At 72.1% G+C, this 19,907-nt stretch carries 14 protein-coding genes and 1 pseudogene; 6 read left to right on the forward strand and 9 right to left on the reverse strand.

Going from position 1 to position 19,907, the window contains the following annotated elements:
- Window positions 1–48: 48 nt before the first annotated feature.
- Complete coding sequence (locus tag ACFV9W_RS36020; RefSeq protein WP_385769715.1) at window positions 49–903, reverse strand: ABC transporter ATP-binding protein; 855 nt, start codon at window positions 901–903, stop codon at window positions 49–51.
- Window positions 896–1,816 carry an ABC transporter permease gene (locus ACFV9W_RS36025; protein ID WP_385769717.1) on the reverse strand — a complete coding sequence of 307 codons (921 nt, stop codon included), beginning with the start codon at window positions 1,814–1,816 and terminating at the stop codon, window positions 896–898. Before ACFV9W_RS36025 ends, ACFV9W_RS36020 begins: the two co-directional genes overlap by 8 nt.
- 137 nt (window positions 1,817–1,953) lie before the next feature.
- On the opposite strand from ACFV9W_RS36025, the gene ACFV9W_RS36030 reads away from it, so the two are divergent.
- Window positions 1,954–2,589, forward strand: a complete 636-nt coding sequence (locus ACFV9W_RS36030) for a TetR/AcrR family transcriptional regulator (RefSeq protein ID WP_385769719.1) — start codon at window positions 1,954–1,956, stop codon at window positions 2,587–2,589.
- Window positions 2,590–2,912: 323 nt separating this feature from the next.
- Window positions 2,913–4,097: pseudogene (locus ACFV9W_RS36035) on the forward strand (threonine/serine exporter ThrE family protein); the annotation flags it as partial.
- Between the two features lie 109 nt (window positions 4,098–4,206).
- Here the strand turns inward: ACFV9W_RS36035 and ACFV9W_RS36040 are convergent.
- Window positions 4,207–4,695, reverse strand: a complete 489-nt coding sequence (locus ACFV9W_RS36040; protein ID WP_385769721.1) for a MarR family winged helix-turn-helix transcriptional regulator — start codon at window positions 4,693–4,695, stop codon at window positions 4,207–4,209.
- Between the two features lie 113 nt (window positions 4,696–4,808).
- Between ACFV9W_RS36040 and ACFV9W_RS36045 the strand changes: the two genes are divergently transcribed.
- A complete protein-coding gene (locus ACFV9W_RS36045; protein WP_385769723.1) occupies window positions 4,809–5,222 on the forward strand; it encodes an organic hydroperoxide resistance protein in 414 nt (137 codons plus the stop codon).
- 39 nt (window positions 5,223–5,261) lie between these two features.
- Here ACFV9W_RS36045 and ACFV9W_RS36050 read toward each other — a convergent pair whose 3' ends face one another.
- From ACFV9W_RS36050 to ACFV9W_RS36075, 6 genes are all read right to left on the reverse strand, one after another.
- Window positions 5,262–6,611 (reverse strand): hypothetical protein, encoded by a 1,350-nt coding sequence (locus ACFV9W_RS36050; RefSeq protein WP_385769725.1) that lies wholly within the window; start codon window positions 6,609–6,611, stop codon window positions 5,262–5,264.
- Between the two features lie 88 nt (window positions 6,612–6,699).
- Window positions 6,700–7,542: a class I SAM-dependent methyltransferase gene (locus ACFV9W_RS36055; RefSeq protein ID WP_385769727.1), complete on the reverse strand. Its 843-nt coding sequence runs from the start codon at window positions 7,540–7,542 to the stop codon at window positions 6,700–6,702.
- A 202-nt stretch (window positions 7,543–7,744) separates the two neighbouring features.
- Window positions 7,745–8,626: a carbohydrate ABC transporter permease gene (locus ACFV9W_RS36060; protein ID WP_385769729.1), complete on the reverse strand. Its 882-nt coding sequence runs from the start codon at window positions 8,624–8,626 to the stop codon at window positions 7,745–7,747.
- The gene (locus tag ACFV9W_RS36065; RefSeq protein WP_385769731.1) at window positions 8,623–10,026 is read right to left on the reverse strand and encodes a carbohydrate ABC transporter permease; all 1,404 of its coding nucleotides are present in this window, start codon (window positions 10,024–10,026) and stop codon (window positions 8,623–8,625) included. The genes ACFV9W_RS36060 and ACFV9W_RS36065 overlap by 4 nt, the downstream gene beginning before the upstream one ends.
- Before the next feature lie 7 nt (window positions 10,027–10,033).
- The gene (locus ACFV9W_RS36070) at window positions 10,034–11,416 is read right to left on the reverse strand and encodes an ABC transporter substrate-binding protein (protein WP_385769733.1); all 1,383 of its coding nucleotides are present in this window, start codon (window positions 11,414–11,416) and stop codon (window positions 10,034–10,036) included.
- Between the two features lie 426 nt (window positions 11,417–11,842).
- Complete coding sequence (locus ACFV9W_RS36075; protein ID WP_385769735.1) at window positions 11,843–14,965, reverse strand: FHA domain-containing protein; 3,123 nt, start codon at window positions 14,963–14,965, stop codon at window positions 11,843–11,845.
- Between the two features lie 431 nt (window positions 14,966–15,396).
- Between ACFV9W_RS36075 and ACFV9W_RS36080 the strand changes: the two genes are divergently transcribed.
- The 3 genes from ACFV9W_RS36080 (at window position 15,397) to prfB (ending at window position 19,583) form a co-directional block, all read left to right on the forward strand.
- A complete protein-coding gene (locus ACFV9W_RS36080; protein WP_385769737.1) occupies window positions 15,397–17,031 on the forward strand; it encodes a serine/threonine-protein kinase in 1,635 nt (544 codons plus the stop codon).
- A 146-nt stretch (window positions 17,032–17,177) separates the two neighbouring features.
- Window positions 17,178–18,419: a serine/threonine-protein kinase gene (locus ACFV9W_RS36085; RefSeq protein ID WP_385769740.1), complete on the forward strand. Its 1,242-nt coding sequence runs from the start codon at window positions 17,178–17,180 to the stop codon at window positions 18,417–18,419.
- Window positions 18,420–18,476: 57 nt separating this feature from the next.
- The gene (gene prfB / locus ACFV9W_RS36090; protein WP_385769742.1) at window positions 18,477–19,583 is read left to right on the forward strand and encodes a peptide chain release factor 2; all 1,107 of its coding nucleotides are present in this window, start codon (window positions 18,477–18,479) and stop codon (window positions 19,581–19,583) included.
- Window positions 19,584–19,907: the final 324 nt, after the last annotated feature.

The raw sequence follows: 19,907 nt of genomic DNA on the forward strand, positions 1-19,907 counted from the left end.
GAGCCGGATCATCGGCTCGGGGCGCCCCCGTTTCCGTACGGGTGGTGCCTACGCGGCCACGGGCGCCTTCGGCTTCTTCGCCTTGGGCTTCGGCTTGTCGCCGGTGGCGTTGGTGAACGCCTCGTACTCCTTGAGGACGTCCTCGGTCGGCCCGTCCATCCGCAGCTCGCCGCGCTCCAGCCACAGCACCCGGTCGCAGGTGTCGCGGATCGACTTGTTGCTGTGGCTGACGAGGAAGACGGTGCCCGCGCGCTTGCGGAGCTCCTTGATGCGCTGCTCGGACCGCTTCTGGAAGGACCGGTCGCCGGTGGCGAGGGCCTCGTCGATCAGGAGCACATCGTGCTCCTTGGCGACGGCGATCGAGAACCGCAGCCGCGCGGCCATGCCGGACGAGTACGTCCGCATCGGCAGCGTCACGAAGTCGCCCTTCTCGTTGATCCCGGAGAAGTCGACGATCTCGTCGTAGCGGTCCCGCACCTGCTCCCGGGACATGCCCATGGCGAGCCCGCCGAGGCGTACGTTGCGCTCGCCGGTGAGGTCGTTCATCAGGGCCGCGTTGACGCCGAGCAGGGAGGGCTGGCCGTTGGTGTAGATGTGCCCGTTCTCGGTGGGGAGCAGCCCGGCGACCGCCTTCAACAGGGTGGACTTTCCTGACCCGTTGGTCCCGATGAGCCCGATGGCCTCGCCGCGGTAGGCGGTGAAGGACACGTTCTTGACCGCGTGCACCCTCCGTACGCCCGCCCGCTTCTCGGCCTTCTTCCGGCCGCCGAGGATGCGGCTGAGGGCGGCGGTCGCGGCGCCGCGGCCCGCGCCGGTGCCGTTGACCCGGTAGACGATGTCGACGCCGTCGGCGATGACGGTCGGCACCTGCTCGGTGTTCGTGTCGGAAAGAGTGTCAGCCACGACCGTACGTCTCCTCGGCCTTCCAGAAGTAGATGAACCCGCCGACCCCGGCGAGCAGCGCCCAGCCGGCCGCCAACGCCCAGATGTGGTCCGGCAGTTGGTCCGCGCTGAAGCTGTCGATGAGCGCGAAGCGCATCAGGTCGATGTAGACGGCGGCCGGATTGACCTGGAGCAGCGTCGTCACGAACGACGGCATGTCCCGCCCCTCCGTCAGGTGGGTCAGGCTCCACATCACGCCGGACGTGTACATCCACGTACGCAGCAGGAACGGCATCAGCTGCGCGAGGTCCGGGGTCTTCGAGCCCAGCCGCGCCATGATCAGCGCGAGCCCGGTGTTGAACATGAACTGGAGCGTGAGCGCGGGCACCACGAGCACCCAGGACGGCGCCGGCGGCACGCCCGTCGCCAGCAGGATGACCACCAGCGCGCACATCGAGAACAGCAGCTGCTGGAGCTGCTGGAGGCAGAACGAGACCGGCAGTGAGGCCCGCGGGAAGTGCAGGGCCCGCACGAGCCCGAGGTTCCCGGAGATCGCCTTGGTCCCCGCCATCACCGAGGACTGCGTGAACGTCCATACGAACACGCCCGTGACCAGGAACGGGATGTAGTCCGGCACGCCCCGGCTGGTCCCCATGAGCTTGCCGAAGATCAGGTAGTACACCGCCGCGTTCAGCAGCGGCGTCAGCACCTGCCAGACCTGCCCGAGCTTCGCCTGGCTGTACTGGGCGGTGAGCTTGGCGGTCGAGAAGGACGCGATGAAGTGCCTGCGCTGCCACAGCTGTCCCACGTACGCGGGCAGCGAGGGCCGGGCGCCGCTGACGCTCAGCCCGTACCGGGCGGCGAGGGCCGCCGGATCCTCGGGGGTGGACCGCGGTGCCTCCTGCGGGGGAGGCGCGTCCAGGACCTGGCTCACATCCGCTGCTTTCGGTCGGGGGGTGGGGCGACGGCCGGTGTTCACCCGCCGTTCACGTCGGGACGGGCCCGTATCGTCGTCACGTGAGAGTAGGGCGGATCGACGTCGGAACGCAACCGTTTCGTCGTCGCCCACCTATGCTTTGCCGTATGACGACCAACGCCGACTCCTCCAAGCCGACGCGTCGCAGGGCCCCCGCAGGGGCGGCCGTCCTGCGCGAGGACGTGACGGAAGCCATCCGCGCGGCGGTCTTCGAGGAGCTGGCCTCGGCCGGCTACGCGCGCATGTCCATCGAGGGCATCGCGCGCCGCGCGGGCGTCGGCAAGACGGCGGTCTACCGCCGCTGGAAGTCCAAGCTCCACCTGGTCCTCGACCTGGTCTCGGCCATCGCCGTGCAGGGCCTGCCCGCCCCGGACACCGGCTCCCTGGAGGAGGACCTCCGGCTCCTCTACGAGGTCACGTCACGCGCGCTGCGGCACCCCGTGGCCGGCCAGATCATCCCGGACCTCCAGGCGGAGGCGGCCCGCAACCCGGAGATCGCCGAGGCGCTGCAGAAGGCGCTGCGCGAGGGGCAGCACGGGGTGGCGAGCGGGATCGTGCGGGCGGCGGTGGAGCGCGGCGAGCTGCGCTCCGGCCTCGACGAGGAGCTGGCGCTTGACCTGATCTCGGGCCCGCTGTACTGGCGCACGCTGGTGGTCCGGGCGCCGAAGCTGCCGAAGGGCCACCTGAAGCGCTTGTCGGCGGCGACGGCGGCGGCCCTCAAGGCGCTCTGAGGGACTGCGAGGTGGAGCTGTCACGAGGGACTGTGACGCAGGATCACGGCCAGTGCGGCATTCTGCGTCACAGTCCTCACGGTTCCCACGGCCCCCGGACGTCTTCGATCCTGGCAGCTCCGGTCGTGGTCCGAAACTCTTGAGCCGTTCAAGTGTGATGTCCGTTACGCTCCATTTGTATGCCTTCGAGGACCCGCCCCGCCGCCACCTTCGACCGCGCCGACCCCTGGCTGACCAAAGCGCTGCCCCGGCTGCGCGGCATCGAGCCGATCAGAAGCTACGGGTACGGCGGGGAGCTGCTGCTCGACGACGGGCGGGCCGACATGGAGGCATACGGCGCGCGCGTTGCCGAGCTCGCCACCAGGCTCGGCGAGGCGCTCCTGTCGTACGGCGCCTCCGCCGAGGAGGCGGTCGCCGGGATGCTCGTCGTCGCCGAGACGTACGGGCTCAGCTACTGCGAGCCGAGTGTCACGCTCGCCTCCGTGTCGCTGTCCGCGCACGCCCCCGGTGAGCTCACGCCGCTGCACGCGAACCGGGTGATCCGCAAGCACGCCACCGACTTCCGGACGTTGGGGCGCATCCACGCGCTCGTGGAGCGGATCAGCGCGCGGCAGCTGGGCCTGGACGAAGCGCGGGCCGCGACCGCGCGGATACTCGACGCACCCGCGGACCGGGGGCGGTGGCGGGTGCCCGTGCAGACCGGGTTCGTGGCGGCCGGCGGCGGCATCGCGTTCGGCGGTGGGGCACTGACCTCCGTGTGCGCGTTCGTCGCCGGGCTGCTCGGGGCGCTGCTGAGCGGCTGGCTGGGGCGCCATGGCGTGCCCGCGTTCTACCGGTCGGCCGTCGCCGCGATGCCGGCCGCCGTGCTCGCCGTCGCGATCAGTCACAGCGCGCCGCCCGCGACCGTGCAGTCGGTCGTGGTCGCCGGGGTGCTGGGGCTGCTGCCGACCGTCACCTTCGTCAGCGCCGTGCAGGACGCGCTCACCGGCCACTATCTGACCGCGCTCGGGCGGCTCTTCGACGCGATGCTGGTGTTCGCGGCGGTGGTCACGGGCGTGGTGGCCGTGCTCGGTGTGGGGCGGCTCGTCGGGTTCGAGGCGCCTGTCGTGCCGACGGCCGCGCGGGCCGAGTACCTGGGCGCGCCCGCGGTGGGCGCCGCCGTGTTCTCGGTGGCCGTGGCGGCCCGGGCGCGCACGCCCCGGCGCGACTGGCTGCCCGCCGCGCTGCTGGGAACCTGCGGGTTCGTGGTGGCCGCCGAGTTCGCCGTCCTCGGGCTTCCCTCGCTGGTCGGTACGGCGGTGGTGGCGGCCGGGGTCGGGTGCGCCGCGCACGCCGTGGCCCGGCGGCGGCGGGAGTCCGCGCTGCCGCTCGTCGTTCCCGGGATCGCCCCGTTGCTGCCGGGCGGTGCGCTGTACGTGGCGTTGGCCGCGCTTGCCTCCGGGCGGACCACGACGGGGGTCGGAGGCCTTGTGCATGCCGCCGGGGTGACGCTGGCGATCGCCGTGGGGGTGGGGCTGGCGGGGGAGGCGGCGCAGCTCGTCCGGAGGGTCCGGGGGGCGGGGAGTGCTCTGCCGCGGCGGGGTGGGCGTCACGGGGCTCCGCCCCGGGCCCCGCGCCTCAATCGCCGGCGGGGCTCGATCTGGGGCTCGATTCCGCCCACTCGTCCAGGGCGTCCGTCAGGTGCTCGAGCCGGGTCCGCAGGGATTCGATCTCGTCCAGGTCGAAGCCTGTCGCCGCGGCGATCCGGCGCGGGACCTCGGCCGCGCGGTCCTTCAGGGTCGCGCCGGAGTCGGTGAGGGCGACCGTCACCGAACGTTCGTCCGTGGCGCTGCGCTCGCGGCGCACCAGGCCGTTCGCCTCCAGTCGCTTGAGGAGCGGGGAGAGGGTGCCGGAGTCGAGCCGGAGGCGTTCGCCGAGGCGCTTGACCGGGAGCGGGCCCTCGTCCTCCGCGGCCTCCCAGAGCACCAGCATGACCAGGTACTGGGGGTAGGTGAGGCCCAGGTCCTTGAGCAGCGTGCGGTAGACGCCGCCGAAGGCGCGCGACGCCGCGTTGAGCGCGAAGCAGATCTGGCGGTCGAGCCGGAGGTAGTCGTCGGTGCTGGCCATGGCACCAGGGTACTCGTCGCGCGATTGAGTTGTGCACAATTGAATTGTGTGCTCTATTTGGAGGTACGCAGAGTGCGCAGTGACCACACCGAACCGAGAGGCAGGTCCTTCCCATGGACGCCATCTACACCGCCGTCGCCACCGCCACCCACGGCCGCGACGGGCGCGCCGTCTCCTCGGACGGCGTCGTCGACCTCCAGCTCGGTGTGCCCACCGAGATGGGCGGCAACGGGCAGGGCTCCAACCCCGAGCAGCTCTTCGCCGCCGGTTACGCGGCCTGCTTCGGCAGCGCGCTCGGGCTCGTCGGCCGGGGCGCCAAGGTGGACGTCTCCGACGCCGCCGTCACCGCCGAGGTCTCCATCGGCAAGCAGGGCGAGGGCTTCGGGCTCGCCGTCGTGCTCCGCGTCGAGCTGCCCGACTCGGTCGACGCCGAGACCGGCCGCAAGCTGGTCGAGCAGGCGCACCAGGTGTGCCCGTACTCGAACGCGACCCGCGGCAACATCGACGTACAGCTCGTCGTCGAGTAAGACGTACAGCTCGTCGTCGAGTAAGCAGTCGAACCGGCCTCAGCCACGCCGGGACGTACCCCCGTTGACCCGCGCCAGCACCTCGCCCGTGCGCGGGCCCCACGCCACGAGCACCGCCTCGGGCGGCAGCCGTTCGTCCCGGTCGAGCAGCAGCCAGCGCACGCGGTAGCGGTCCGCGATGTCCTGCCGCTCGGTGCGGGTGGACGCGGGGGAGAGGTAGGCGCGCACCGCCGCCCGGCGCCGGTCCCAGTCGGTCCTGTCGACGACCGGGTCGGGGCGGGCGGGCGCGACCAGCGTCGGCCCGTGGCCCGGCAGGGCGCGGACCGCGTGGTGGCCGTCCGTCAGGACCACGTTGCCGGGCGGGACGTGCCGCGCCGCCCACATGTAGTCGGGCCCGCTCGGCGGCGGGTCGAGGGCCGTGGCCAGGAGGCCGAGCGCCGCGCCCGTCGCCGCCAGCCCGCCGAGCGCCCGGCGCTGCCGCGTCCACGGTCGCGGCGCCGCCAGCGCGACGGCCAGGGCGAGCTGGAGCGGCAGCACCGTGAGGACCATCGCCGCGCCGTACGCGGAGGGGTGGAGCAGCGCCGCGTACCCGAGGGCCGCGATGCCCGCCGCGCACAGGAGTACGAGCGGGTCCCTGGGGTCGCGTCGCAGGCGCGGCCACAGCGCCGGGAGGCCGATGAGCGCGAGCCACGGGACGTGCGGCGTCGCGGGGCCCGTGTCCGGCCACAGCCACACCAGGCCGACCGCCGCGAGCCCCGCCACGGCCCACCGGGCCTCCTCGCGCCGCAGCCGCCACGCCGCCGCCCACACCCAGAACGCCAGCCCGATCGCGAACGTCGACGGGTAGCCGAGGTCGATCGTCAGGGAGCGCAGCGCGAGCGGCTCGGTCCGCCAGTCCGTGCTGGTTCCCCACAGGAGCGTCAGCGTCAACAGGGCGAGGACCGGCGCCCTTCCCCAAGCTCTCGGCTCCGCTCGAGCAGGGGAGCCCCCATCGCGGGCCGTGAGGGTGCGGACGAGGCGGTTCAGGCCGGTCAGCAGGACCAGCAGGTTGACCGGGCCCGCGAGCTTCATGACCTCCCAGCCCGTCAGTCCCGTCGCCCGCGCGAAGAGGCCCTCCGCCATCGCGTACGGGGAGACGAGGTACGGGCTGCCCGCGCCCGGCAGGTCGACCAGCGGGTGGCGCGGGTGCGCCAGGCTCACCTTCAGGCGTTCGATCACCGCCGCGTGCAGCCCGTACTCGTAGGCCATCGGCACCCACCAGTACGCGAGCGTCAGCAGCAGCCAGCACAGGCCGCCGAAGACGAAGAACGGGGTCGGGCGCCAGAACTGCCCGCCGCGCAGCGCCGTCGCGCCGCGCGCCGCTCCGCGCACGAGTGCGGTGGTCGTCATGTACGGCATGGGGCATGCGTGCCCCGCCGGAGCGCCCCGCCCCGCCTTTCGTGGGCCGTGCGGGTGACGGCCCACGAAAGGCCCGGAGTCAGCGCCCCAGCAGCGAGCGCAGCCGGCTCTTGGGGCGCGGGGCCTGCGCGGGCATGGCCGAGGCCGTCGACGCGTGGCGCGACACCGGCTGGGCCGGGCGCTTCGCCTTCTTGCCGTCGATGCGGATCATCGAGTGCCCGGCGACCTCTTCCGCGCCGTGCCAGAAGTCCTTGCGGCCCGCGAGCATCGCGCCCAGCTCGGTGCGCACGGGGTCGAACGCGCCCCACGTCCCGTAGAACTTGGTCGCCGTGATGCACAGCGGCTTGAGCCCTGTCGTGGCGACGGCGCCCCACGTGGCGGCCGCGACGCCCGGGCAGTGTTCGGCGCGGAAGTCGTCGAGCACGACGATGCCGTCCTCGCCGAGGAGTTCGCGGGAGGCCTCGATGTCGCCGTGCACGTGCTCGTACAGATGCGAGGCGTCGACGTGCACGAAGCGGCAGCTGCCGGGGGCGACCACGGACGTGATCACGTTCGAGGGGCCCTGGACCACCTCGGGCAACTCGTCATGGAAAGCTCGGTAGTTGGCCTCGAAGGCGGTTCGGGTGAGGGTGCTGTAGGACTTGTTCATCTCCTTGTCGTTCGCCACGTCGTCGGCGGGCGAGTCGAACAGGTCGCAGACCGTGAAGGTCTCCTTCTCCTCCAGGTACTGCCCCATGAAGATGGCGCTCTTGCCCAGGTAGACGCCGAGTTCGAGGAGATCCCCGTCCTGGCCGAGCGCGCGCTGCCGGCTCAGGAACCAGTCGAAGAGCACCTGGTCGATGTTGTGGAACCAGCCTTTGACGTCGTCGAGCGCGGCCGGGCGCGGCAGCTCGGCGGGCGCGGTGTGGGACTCGTGCTGCATGTCAGCTCCAGTACGGATGACGTGGGTGCGGGCCCTGGGGCGTCGCGCTCGGCCCGCAGGGCCCGGGAGGCCATCCGCTCTGGGTAGGTGTCCGGGGTGTCCTCGTGGTGGACGGGAGGAAACGAGAGGCCCTCTCGCTCGATAAATCCCCGTTGTGTGTCTTGTTCCCATCCTCCTAGGTGATATGAGACGCCATGGCGTGCTATTTCACGGCACCTGCCATCACTCCGGACACGAACTGGCGCTGGAACGCGAAGAACACGGCCAGCGGGACCACCATCGAGATGAACGCGCCGGGGCCGAGTACATCGACGTTGTTGCCGAACTGCCGCACCTGGGTCTGGAGCGCGACCGTGATCGGCTGGCTGTCGGTGTCCGTGAAGATCAGCGCGACCAGCATGTCGTTCCACACCCACAGGAACTGGAAGATGCCGAGCGAGGCGATCGCGGGCGCGCCGAGCGGCATCACCACCCGCAGGAACAGACGCAGCTCGCCCGAGCCGTCCAGGCGCGCCGCCTCCAGGAGCTCGCGCGGGATCTCCGCGAAGAAGTTCCGCAGCAGGAACACCGCGAACGGCAGCCCGAACCCGACATGGAAGAGGATCACGCCGAGGATCGAGCCGAAGATGCCGATGTCGCCGAAGAGCCGGGCGATCGGCACGAGCGCGACCTGCACGGGGACCACGAGCAGCCCGACCACGATCAGGAACCACCAGTCGCGGCCCGGGAACTCCATCCACGCGAACGCGTAGCCGGCCAGCGAGCCGATCACGATCACGAGCAGCGTCGCGGGCACCGTGATCAGGGCCGTGTTGACCAGGGAACGCGTGATGTCCGAGTTCTCCAGGAGGCTGCTGTAGCTCTCGAAGGTCAGCTGCGCCGGTTTGCTGAACACCGTCCACCAGCCGCTGTCCGCCATGTCCTCCGGAGAGCGCAGCGAGGAGAACAGCAGGCCGATCGTCGGCACCAGCCACAGCGCGCCGACCAGCAGCAGCACGAACTGGACGAATCCGCCGCTGAGTTTGTCGCCGATCCGGCGCGCGAGCGAGCGCGGGGCCTTCACGGTGTCGTCGAGAGTGCTCATCGCCTCGTCTCCCGCCGCAGCCGCCTCATGTTGAACCACATCACCGGGATCACGAGCAGCAGGAGCAGCACGGCGATCGCGCTGGCCAGCCCCTCGTTGTCCTCGCTGAACGCCGAGCGGTACAGCTGCAGGGCCAGCACGTTGGCGTCGTCCTGCGAGGACCCCGGCGCGATGATGAAGATCAGGTCGAAGATCTTCAGTACGTTGATCATCAGCGTGACGAGGACGACCGCGAGCACGGGCGCCAGGAGCGGCACCGTGACCCGGCGGAACACCTGCCACTCGGAGGCACCGTCCACGCGGGCGGCTTCGAGGAGCTCGCGGGGGATGCCGGCGAGCCCCGCCCCGATGAGCACCATCGCGAACCCGGCCCACATCCATACGTACGCGACCATGATCGAGGTCGTCACGATGTTGAGGTACAGGTCGAAGCCGCCGAGGCTGACCGTGAAGTACTTCTTGTCGCCGAGCCAGTCGGCGCCGTTGTACGGCTCCTTGAAGTTGGCGGCGGGCAGCCGGAGTTGGGCTCCGTCGGCCTTGGCCGGAAGCGCGAAGGTGCCGTCGGCGGCGGCCGCCGTGGCGGCCACGACCTTGCCGTTCCTGACGGCCTCGACGCGCATGCCGGGGTAGCCCTGCTCGGTCGAGTCGATCCTGTCCCGGGCGCCCGCGCCCTTGCCGAGGGTGAAGTCCTGCCAGACGGTGCCGGTGACCCCGGCCTTCCCGGCCGCGGGCTGCTTCGCGGGTTTGGCGTTCTCGGGCATCTGGTCGGCGGCGACGCCGACGAGCGGGAGCAGCACGGGAGTTCCGGCCCGCACCGGCTCCTTGGTGAGGAACGGGCCGCCGCTCTTCCCGGTGAGCGTGTCGGGCCCCCGCGGATGCGCCTTCGGGAACGCGGAGGAGTCGGCGAACGTGTCGTGCACGCCCACCATGACCGCGTTCACCGCGCCCTTCTCCGGGTCCTGGTCGTAGACGAGCCGGAAGATGATGCCCGCGGCCAGCATCGAGATGGCCATCGGCATGAAGACGACCAGCTTGAACGCGGTGGCCCAGCGGATCCGTTCGGTGAGCACGGCGAAGATCAGGCCGAGTGCCGTGGCGACCGTCGGGGCGAGCACCACCCACCAGATGTTGTTGTTGATCGCGGCCTTGGTGTCCTCGCGCGTGAACAGCGTCTCGTAGTTGTCGAAGCCGATGAACGAGCCGCCCGAGGCGTTGAAGAAGCTGCGGACGACCGAGTACCCGATCGGGTACACGACCAGCGCGCCGAGCAGGATCAGCGCGGGCAGCAGGAAGAGCGCGGCGACGGTCCTGCGGGTGCCGGTGACGCTCTTGCGGGTGCGTGGTGACGTCGCGGCGGCAGCCCCGGGGTCCGGGGTGCCGCCGCCCGCGGCGGAGGTCATCGCGGCGTCAGTCCTTGAACGCCTTGGTCGCTTCGGCCTCCAGGGTCTTCTGGGTGCCCGCGATGTCCTTGGGGTTCATCAGGAAGTCCTGCAGCGCCTTCCACTCGCCCTTGCCGGGCGTCCCGCCGAAGGCCTGCGGCATCTGGTCCGACATGTCGAAGCGGAAGTCGTCGCCCGCGCCCACGAGCGCCTTCGCGATCTCGCGCTGCACCTCGTTCGGGTACGAGGCGAGGTCCACGTTCTTGTTCGGGGAGAGGTAGCCGCCCAGCTCGGCCTGGATGGTCGCCGCCTCCGGCGAGGCCAGCCAGGTCACCAGGGCCTGCGCCGCCTCGGAGTCCTTCAGGATCACCGCCGCGTCACCGCCACTGACCACCGGCTTGTCCCCGGAGCCGACGGCGGGGAACGGGAACACCTTCGCGTCCGTGCCGACCTTCGCCTTGGTCTGCTGGATGTTCACCTGCGCGAAGTCGCCCTCGTAGACCATGGCGCCCTTGGGCTGCTCGCCGCCGGTGAAGGTCTGCTCGACCGACTTCGTGAACTCGGTCTGCACGGCTCCCTTGTTGCCGCCCGCGAGGAAGTCCTTCTTGCCCCACAGCTCGGCGAGCGTGCCGAGCGCGTCCTTCACGGACGGGTCGGTCCACTTGATCTCGTGCTTGGCGAGCTGGTCGTACTTCTCGGGGCCCGCCTGCGAGAGATAGATGTTCTCGAACCAGTCGGTCAGCGGCCAGCCGTCGGCGCCGCCGACGGAGAACGGCGTGACACCGGAGTCGTAGATCGCCTGCGAGGTGGCGAGGAGTTCCTTCCAGGTCTTCGGCTCCTTGGCGGCCGCGTTCTCGAAGACCTTGGTGTTGTACCAGACCAGGGACTTGTTGGCCGCCTTGTAGTACGCGCCGTACTGCTTGCCGCCGACCTTGCCGAGGTCCTGCCAGCCCTGCGCGTAGTTCTTGGTGAGCTGCGCCTGGGCGTCCTCGCCCAGCGGCTTGGCCCACTTCTTGTCGACGGCCTGCTTGATGGCGCCGGGCTGCGGCAGCATCGCGACGTCCGGCGGGGCGCCGCCGGCCACCTTCGAGCCGAGGAAGTTGATGATCGGGTCCTGGGCCGGAACGAAGGTGACCTTCGCGCCCGTCCGCTTCTCGAACTCCGTGAGCACCTTCTTGAAGTTCTTCTGCTCGTCGCCGGTCCACACGGCGGCTATCTCCACCGACTTGCCGTTCAGCTTCGGCAGCTTGACCGAGGACGCGGGCGTCTTGCCGCCGTCCCCGCCTTCCTTGCCGTTGTCGTCCTCGCCTCCACAGGCGGTGAGGGTGAGCGCGAGGGAACCGATGGCGATGCCCACGAGGGCCTTGCGGAGGGGTGTGCGTGTACGAAGAGTGCTGCGAGTGCTGCCCATCACTGCCCCGTTCTCGTCCTGAACGCTGAACGTACGTACTGAGCGCTGTCCCGTGCGCACTGGTCTACGCCCGGCCAGGGAGAACCGGCAAGGGTGCCAGGGCTGTAAACCGGGTGATCGTGACGGTGTCGTGATGCGTCAACCCGCCGAGCGGCGGGGGGTGTTGGGCTCGATGGCGCCGCTGCCGCCTTGGGCAATCTGCCGCCTCATGGGGTCTCCCCTGCTCGGAGCTTGTCGGAGAGCTTGGGGAAGGCAGGGTGGGCAAGGCTGCCCCCGGTGCCGCGTACAGGGACGACGGGCGCCGCCCCGCCGCAGGTCGGCCTCGCCGCGGTTGCGGCCTCGGGGCTCTGCCCCGGACCCCGCGCCTCAATCGCCGGCGGGGCTTGATTGGCTCAACCGCCGCAGGGGCTGGTCAAGCGGCGCAGCCTAGAGCAGCGAGGGGACCTCCGTCGCCGAGACGGAGCGGGCCGCGCGTTCCAGGGCGCTGGCCAGGAGGGCCAGGTCCGTGGGCCCGTTGCCCAGTTCGCGGACCGGGCGGCGGTCCGGCGGGTCGCCCATGCGGGCCCACTCGAGCGCCACCACGGTCGGCCGCTGCGTCGCCGTACGGGGGATGCGCCCGGTCACCCGACCCGCCTGCACCTCCACGTCACGCCCGTCCGCCCCGTGCAGCACCCCGCGCCCCGGCGCCGGATCCTCGCTCCCGGTCCCCGGCGCGTCGAGCACGACCCGCGGCCGGTCCTTCCACCCCGGTGCCCCGCCGGAGGCGAACGCCGCGACGAGGTGCACCCCGAGCCGCTCCCCGTCGCGCACCACGGCCTCCAGGGCCCGCACGACCGACCCGGCGGCCGGCCGCCCCATCGACCCGAGCGGCGGCGACAGCAACGCGTCCAGGTCGTCCACTACCACCACGAGCCGCGGCAGCGGAGGAGCGGCCTCCGCGCGCTCCCGCGTGGCCCCGGGCCGCAGCCGCATCGTCGAACTCGGCGGCACGTCCACATCCCCGGCGCTCTCCGAGGACGGCGCGCCGCGCTGGGACACGACCCGGCCCGAGACGGCCCGCTGCGTGTGCCACTCCGAGAAGTGCGTACGCCCTATGAGCTCGGCCCGCCGCTTCAGTTCGGTGCTCAGCGCCTGGGCGAACTCCCGCATCCGTACCGGGTCGTTGGCGGCCAGGTGCGTCGTGACGTGCGGCAGGTCCGTGCAGACCCGCAGGCCCTCCGCGCGCTCCCCGCGCTCCCCGTTCTGCGTACCGTCGACCAGCACCATGCCGAGCCGGTCGGGACGCTCCGCCGCGGCGAGCGAGGCGGCGACCGAACGCAGCAGCTCCGTACGGCCGCTGCCCGCGGGCCCCTCGATCAGCAGATGCGGCCCTTCGGCGGCCAGATCCACGGTCAGCGGGCCGCGCGGCCCGGCCCCGAGCACCGCCCAGACCCGCCCGCCGAGCGAGTCCGGATCGTCCCCTGCCGCCGCCCAGCGCGCCATGAGGGACGCCGGTGTGGCACGGGCGAGCCCCAACTCGTCCAGCAGGCGGGACGTCTGCGGCAGCGGCGCCGACACGCGCGCGCCCGGCCGGTCGCCGGAACCGCCCACCGCGTCCGGGCGCAGCGGCGCGAGCGCCCGCGCGAACCGCTCCGCCCAGGCGAGCGACACCGCGTCGGCCGTGCCGACCGTCCCGTGTCCGACGAGCTGTCCCTGCGCCGCCCGGTGCAGCCGCAGCGTCGTCGCCACATCGCCGCTGAGCAGCGCCACCGCCCCGCACGCGCGGAACGCCGGGCTCTCGGCGCAGGCCGCCTCGTAGCTCTGCGTGGCAGGTGAGGCGGGCGAGGCGGCAGGCGCCTCGGCCAGACACACGACGTGGATCCCCGCCGCGGCCCCTTCGGCGGCGAGCCGCACCGTGGCCTCCCGCAGCGAGGCGCTTCCGGGGTCGCCGTCGATCACGACGACCGTGGCGGCCACGGGCTCGTCGGTCGCCTGCGCGGAGGGCCTGAACCCCGCCGCGTGGTCGTCGAGGCGGCGCAGCAGCTCGTTCGTACGCGCCGCCGCCTGCTCCCGGTCGTAGGCGAGCAGCAGCCGGCAGTCCTGGCCGTGGGCGGGCCGCACCTGGGGCAGCCAGCCGAGCCAGGACCAGTCCGCGACCCGCTCCTCCAGGGAGCGCGCCCGGTCGGTCGAGATCAGCACGAGCTCCAGGCGCTCCGGCGCGTGCAGCGTCGTGAGCTGGGCGATGGCGCAGCGGGCCAGACCGGCGAGCCGCGCGCGCGGCCCCGCGAGCCCGAGGGCCCCGGCCTCGGCGAGGCCCACGGTCACCGGCACCGCGGGCAGCAGCCCCACGCCGCCGGGGCCCGGCCGGTCGACGCTGCCGAGCCGCACCGCGAGCGCCTCCGCGTGGCCGGGACCGCGCTCCCACAGCCGGGGCCCCGGGCCGAGCGCGGTGAGCAGCAGCGCGGCGGCGTCGGGCCAGGTCTCGGCGGTGGCGGCGACGGGCCTGGGCTCCTCCTCGTACGAAGAGACCTCAGGGGGTGTCCCGGGGTCGGCGGCGGATTCCGAGAGCTGCGGGGTGCGCAGCACGTGCGGCTCGTAGATCTCGTGATGCTGGTCGTCCATGGCGAAGCCGTCGCGCTCGTCGCGCTTGCCGCGGCGCAGCAGCCGGGAGAGCCCGCCGCGCTTGCGCGGGGCGCGCGGCAGCGTGGTGCCGCGCGCGGGGGTGCTCACGCGCGTGCCCTCCGCCTCCTCGGCAGGCTCCGGCTCGCTGACGAGGGGCCGCGCGCCGCCTTGGGCGGCATCGCTGGCCGAGCCCCAGGCGGAGTCCCCGTACGCGTGCCGCGTCTCCTGGTCGGGGTCGGTGGCGGGCGCCTGCGCGGGCGCGTCCACCGGCTGCTCGGCGAACAGCACCCGTACGTGCCCCTCCCCGTCCGGCGCCGTCCGCAGCGGCCTCGGGCGGGCCGCGTCACCGGCGACGGAGACCCGCAGCGCCGATTCGCCGAGCCGCACCAGCGAACCGGGGGACAGGCGCACGGGGCGGGCGTCGAGGGGGCGGCCGTCCACCGACGTGCCGTTCGTCGACTCCAGGTCCTCCACGGTGATCCGGCCGTCGGCGCCGAGCGTCACCGCGCAGTGCAGCCGTGACACGTCCGGGTCGTCGAGGGAGACATCCGCGTCGGCGGAGCGGCCGATGCGGATCTGCCCGCCGTGCAGCAGATGGACGCCGCCCGCGTCGGGGCCCGCGACCACATGGAGCTGGGCCGCCGCGTCGTCCGGCTCGGGGCCCGGGTCCACGGGGGCGCCGAGCGCGATCACCGCGCCGTCGATCAGCGGGGGCTCGCCCATGACGCAGCGCTGTGCGTCGAGCCGCTGGGTGCCCGCGTACAGGGTCGTGGACCCCGCCTCGCCGCCCGCGACGGCCGTGGCCAGGCCGGAGGCGACCGCGGCGAGGGCCGTGCCCGCTGGGGCCGTGACCAGTACGTCGACACCGCGCGCGAGTGTGTCGTCACCACGTGCGAGCATGTCGGGGCGCGTGCCCAGGGGGTCTACGACGGTAAGCCGGATCTGCATCGCCGCCTGCGGTCCCTTCTGCGCGGGCGCCCGGAAACAGAGGGGCTGCCCCGCGGTCCCCCACCGCAGATTCCCCCCACCGCCACGGGCACGTCAGCCAGTGCTGAAGGCATCCTTGCACTTGCCGCTGACAACACGCCCGCCAGCCACCCGTAAGTGATCTTGATTGGTCGGCTCTGCCCGTAAAAGTGCCTGCTCGTTGCCCGCTTGAGATCGGTCACGTCGTCCCGTGGCAACCAACAGCACCAGCTGTGCGTCTTTCCGTCGAACACGGGTAGGCCCGGGGCCGTACACCGGTGCGACGGACGGCACGGGCCGAGCCGAAAGCCACAGAAGATCGACAGTGGGTACCGGGGAATCCGCCACTAGAGTGGGTCGGAACACCCGGAACCAGGTGACCCAAGCAAGTACCGATGCAGGGAGCGCATGACGTGCGGCCGGTAGGCAGCAAGTACCTGCTCGAGGAGCCGCTCGGACGCGGCGCCACGGGCACCGTCTGGCGAGCCCGCCAGCGCGAGACGGCGGGCGCGGAGGCGGCCGTCGCCGGCCAGCCCGGCGAGACCGTCGCGATCAAGGTCCTCAAGGAAGAGCTCGCCAACGACGCGGACGTGGTGATGCGCTTCCTCAGGGAGCGCTCCGTCCTGCTGCGGCTCACCCACCCGAACATCGTGCGGGTGCGCGACCTCGTGGTGGAGGGCGATCTGCTCGCCCTCGTCATGGACCTCGTCGAGGGCCCCGACCTGCACCGCTACCTGCGCGAGAACGGACCGTTCTCGCCGGTCGGCGCCGCGCTCCTGACGGCCCAGGTCGCCGACGCGCTCGCCGCCTCGCACGCGGACGGGGTCGTGCACCGGGACCTCAAGCCGGCGAACGTCCTGCTGAAGCAGGACACCGGCGAGATGTACCCGATGCTCACCGACTTCGGCATCGCCCGCCTCGCGGACTCCCCGGGCCTGACCCGCACCCACGAGTTCGTCGGCACGCCCGCCTACGTGGCGCCCGAGTCCGCCGAGGGCCGCCCGCAGACCAGCGCCGTCGACGTCTACGGCGCTGGCATCCTGCTGTACGAGCTGGTCACGGGCCGGCCGCCGTTCTCCGGCGGCTCCGCCCTCGAAGTCCTGCACCAGCACCTCAGCGCCGAACCGCGCCGCCCCTCGACGGTCCCGGACCCGCTGTGGACGGTCATCGAGCGCTGCCTGCGCAAGAACCCGGACGAACGGCCGAGCGCGGAGAACCTCGCGCGCGGGCTGCGCACCGTCGCCGAGGGCATCGGCGTGCACGCGAACAGCGCGCAGATCGCCGCCGCCGAGGGCGTCGGCGCGCTCCTGATGCCGGACCCGACTCCGGCGCAGGTCCCGGGCGCCGACGGCACCTCGGACGCGGACCCCACGCAGGTGCTGCCGAACAACGCGGCAGCCGCGGGATTCGCGGGTGCGGCGGGCGCCGCTGCCGGTGCCGCGGCGGCGGGGGCGTACGACCCGAACGCGGCCACCAGCGTCATGCAGTCGCAGGGCCACGACCAGGGCGGTGACGCCGCCGATCCGACCGCCGTCATGCCGCCGATGCCGCAGGGCCCGCCGGAGCAGATGCCGGACGCCTGGGGCAATCAGCTGCGCGCGGCCCGCGACCGCAACGAGCAGACGCAGGTCCAGTACCTCGACCCGAACGAGGACCCGCTGCGCCGCCGCCCGCAGCGCCAGGTCGCGCGCCCGCAGCAGCAGCAACAGCAGCAGCCGCAGCAGTACGCGCCCCGGCAGCCGCAGCAGCAGCCCCAGCAGTACGCGCCGCCGCAGCAGCCGCCGCCCCGCCAGGCCCCGCGCCGGGAGCCGGAACCGCGCGAACCGCGCCGCCGCAGCCCCAACCGGATGCGGATCCCGGGCCTCGGCTGCCTCAAGGGCTGCCTGTTCATGATCGTGATGCTCTTCGTGGTGAGCTGGCTGGTCTGGGAGTTCACCCCGCTCCAGGACTGGATCGGCACCGGCAAGGGCTACTGGGCCCAGATCTCCGACTGGTTCTCCACGGTGTCCGGCTGGATCGGCGATCTGGGGAGCAAGACCGGCAATTAGCGACAGCCGAACCGGCAGCCGAACCGGCAACTGACCGGTGACGTTGGAGATTTGTCGACATCCAGCGGGTGAATTCCCCCTCTGATGCGCAGGTTGGCGTCCGAGCCGCGTAGCTTGGGCGCCAACACGCGTCTGTAGGAGCAGCCTTGGCACGGAAGATCGGCAGCCGGTACACCGCACACCAGATCCTGGGGCGCGGCAGTGCGGGCACGGTGTGGCTGGGCGAGGGACCCGAGGGTCCGGTCGCCATCAAACTGCTGCGCGAGGACCTCGCGGCGGACCAGGAACTGGTCGGCCGCTTCGTCCAGGAGCGCACCGCCCTGCTGAGCCTCGACCACGCGCGCGTGGTGGGCGTGCGCGACCTGGTGGTGGACGGCAACGACCTGGCGCTCGTCATGGACCTCGTCCGCGGCACCGACCTGCGCACCCGGCTCGACCGCGAGCGCCGGATGCCGCCCGAGGCCGCCGTCGCCGTCGTCGCGGACATCGCCGAGGGCCTCGCCGCCGCGCACGCCGCGGGCATCGTGCACCGCGACGTCAAGCCGGAGAACGTGCTGCTCGACATGCAGGGCGAGCTCGGCCCCGGCGGCTCGCACCCCGCGCTGCTCACCGACTTCGGCATCGCCAAGCTGATCGACACCCCGCGCCGCACCCGCGCCACGAAGATCATCGGCACGCCCGACTACCTCGCCCCCGAGGTCATCGAGGGCCTGCCCGCGCGCGCGGCCGTCGACATCTACGCGCTCGCGACGGTCCTGTACGAACTCCTCGCCGGCTTCACGCCGTTCGGCGGCGGCCACCCCGGTGCCATCCTGCGGCGGCACGTCACGGAGACGGTGGTCCCGCTCCCCGGCATCCCCGACGAGCTGTGGCAGCTGCTCATCCAGTGCCTCGCCAAGGCCCCGGCCTCCCGCCTGCGGGCCTCCGAGCTGGCCGCGCGCCTGCGCGAACTCCAGCCGATGCTCACGGGCCTGCCGCCGCTCGACGTGGACGAGCCGGAGACCGAGCCCGCCGCCGACGAGCCGGAGCCGCGGACCGAGACGCCACAGGACCCCCCGGAGCGGCCCCGCCGCGGCGCCGTCTCCCTGATCCCCGGCTCCGCGCCCAAGGACTCCAACCGCGACACCCATACGTCGATGCGGGTCCCGGCGCCGGACGAACTGGCGGGCGGCGCCCGCGGCACGGCCCGCGCGCCCCGCGCCCACGGCTCGCCGCGCCCCGGCTCGGCCCGCAACCGGAACTCCGCGCGCCGCAGACGCATCACGTTCGGCGTGGCCGGACTCGTGCTCGTGGCCGCGGTCGGCGGTGGCGTCTGGGCGGCGACCTCCTCCGGCTCCGACGAGGCACCGCCCGCGGACAGCAACAATTCCGCGCCCGAACAGCCGTGAAGGGCCCCCCGGGGGCGGCCGGGGCGGATCACTTGCACCAGCCGTTAGGCTGGTCCTGTGGCAGTCGTCGATGTATCCGAAGAGCTGAAGTCCCTCTCCTCGACCATGGAGTCGATCGAGGCCGTCCTGGACCTCGACAAGATGAGGGCAGATATCGCCGTGCTCGAGGAGCAGGCGGCCGCGCCGTCCCTGTGGGACGACCCGGAGGCGGCGCAGAAGATCACCAGCAAGCTGAGCCACCTCCAGGCGGAGGTCCGCAAGGCCGAGGCGCTGCGCGGTCGTATCGACGACCTCGGGGTCCTCTTCGAGATGGCCGAGGAGGAGGACGACCCGGACACGCGCGCCGAGGCCGAGTCCGAGCTCACGGCGGTCAAGAAGGCGCTGGACGAGATGGAGGTCCGCACGCTGCTCTCCGGCGAGTACGACTCCCGCGAGGCCATCGTCAACATCCGCGCCGAGGCCGGCGGTGTCGACGCGGCGGACTTCGCCGAGCAGCTGCAGCGCATGTACATGCGCTGGGCCGAGCGCCACGGCTACAAGACCGAGGTCTACGAGACGTCCTACGCGGAAGAGGCCGGCATCAAGTCGACGTCCTTCTCCGTCCAGGTGCCGTACGCGTACGGGACGCTCTCCGTCGAGCAGGGCACGCACCGCCTGGTGCGCATCTCGCCCTTCGACAACCAGGGCCGCCGCCAGACGTCCTTCGCGGGCGTCGAGGTGCTCCCGGTGGTCGAGCAGACCGACCACGTCGAGATCGACGAGTCGGACCTGCGCGTGGACGTCTACCGCTCCTCGGGCCCCGGCGGCCAGGGCGTCAACACGACGGACTCCGCGGTCCGCCTGACGCACATCCCCACCGGCATCGTCGTCTCGTGTCAGAACGAGCGCTCGCAGATCCAGAACAAGGCCACGGCCATGAACGTTCTGCAGGCCAAGCTCCTCGAGCGCCAGCGCCAGGAGGAGCGCGCCAAGATGGACGCCCTCAAGGGCGACGGCGGCAGCTCCTGGGGCAACCAGATGCGTTCGTACGTCCTGCACCCGTACCAGATGGTCAAGGACCTGCGCACCGAGTTCGAGGTCGGCAATCCGCAGGCCGTTCTCGACGGCGAGATCGACGGCTTCATCGAGGCCGGAATTCGCTGGCGCAAGCAGCAGGAGAAGTAACTCCAGCATTCAACGAATTGAAGGCAACTGCCGTTCACCGGACGGCAGTTGCCTTTCGTTTTGCCCCGACCCCCCTTCCGGATGTGGCGCACTTGTGAAGACTGGCCAGCCATTTACGTCACAGTCACATGTTCGTAAGGCGGTCAACTCGCTCAAGTGTGGACATAGCGTGCGCAACGCCCTTGACGTTGATCCCAAAAGTGGAAAGGCTGGCGCGCGGCATGCGTATTAGTGGGACGCGTGTGAACGGGGGAGGGGTGCACGAGGCCTCTGCTGCCTCCGGTTGAACGCGGTCCCTGGCGCTGCTCCATTGACGATTGGCTA

Source organism: Streptomyces sp. NPDC059897, assembly GCF_042730865.1.
In the GTDB taxonomy this organism is placed as follows: Bacteria; Actinomycetota; Actinomycetes; order Streptomycetales; family Streptomycetaceae; genus Streptomyces.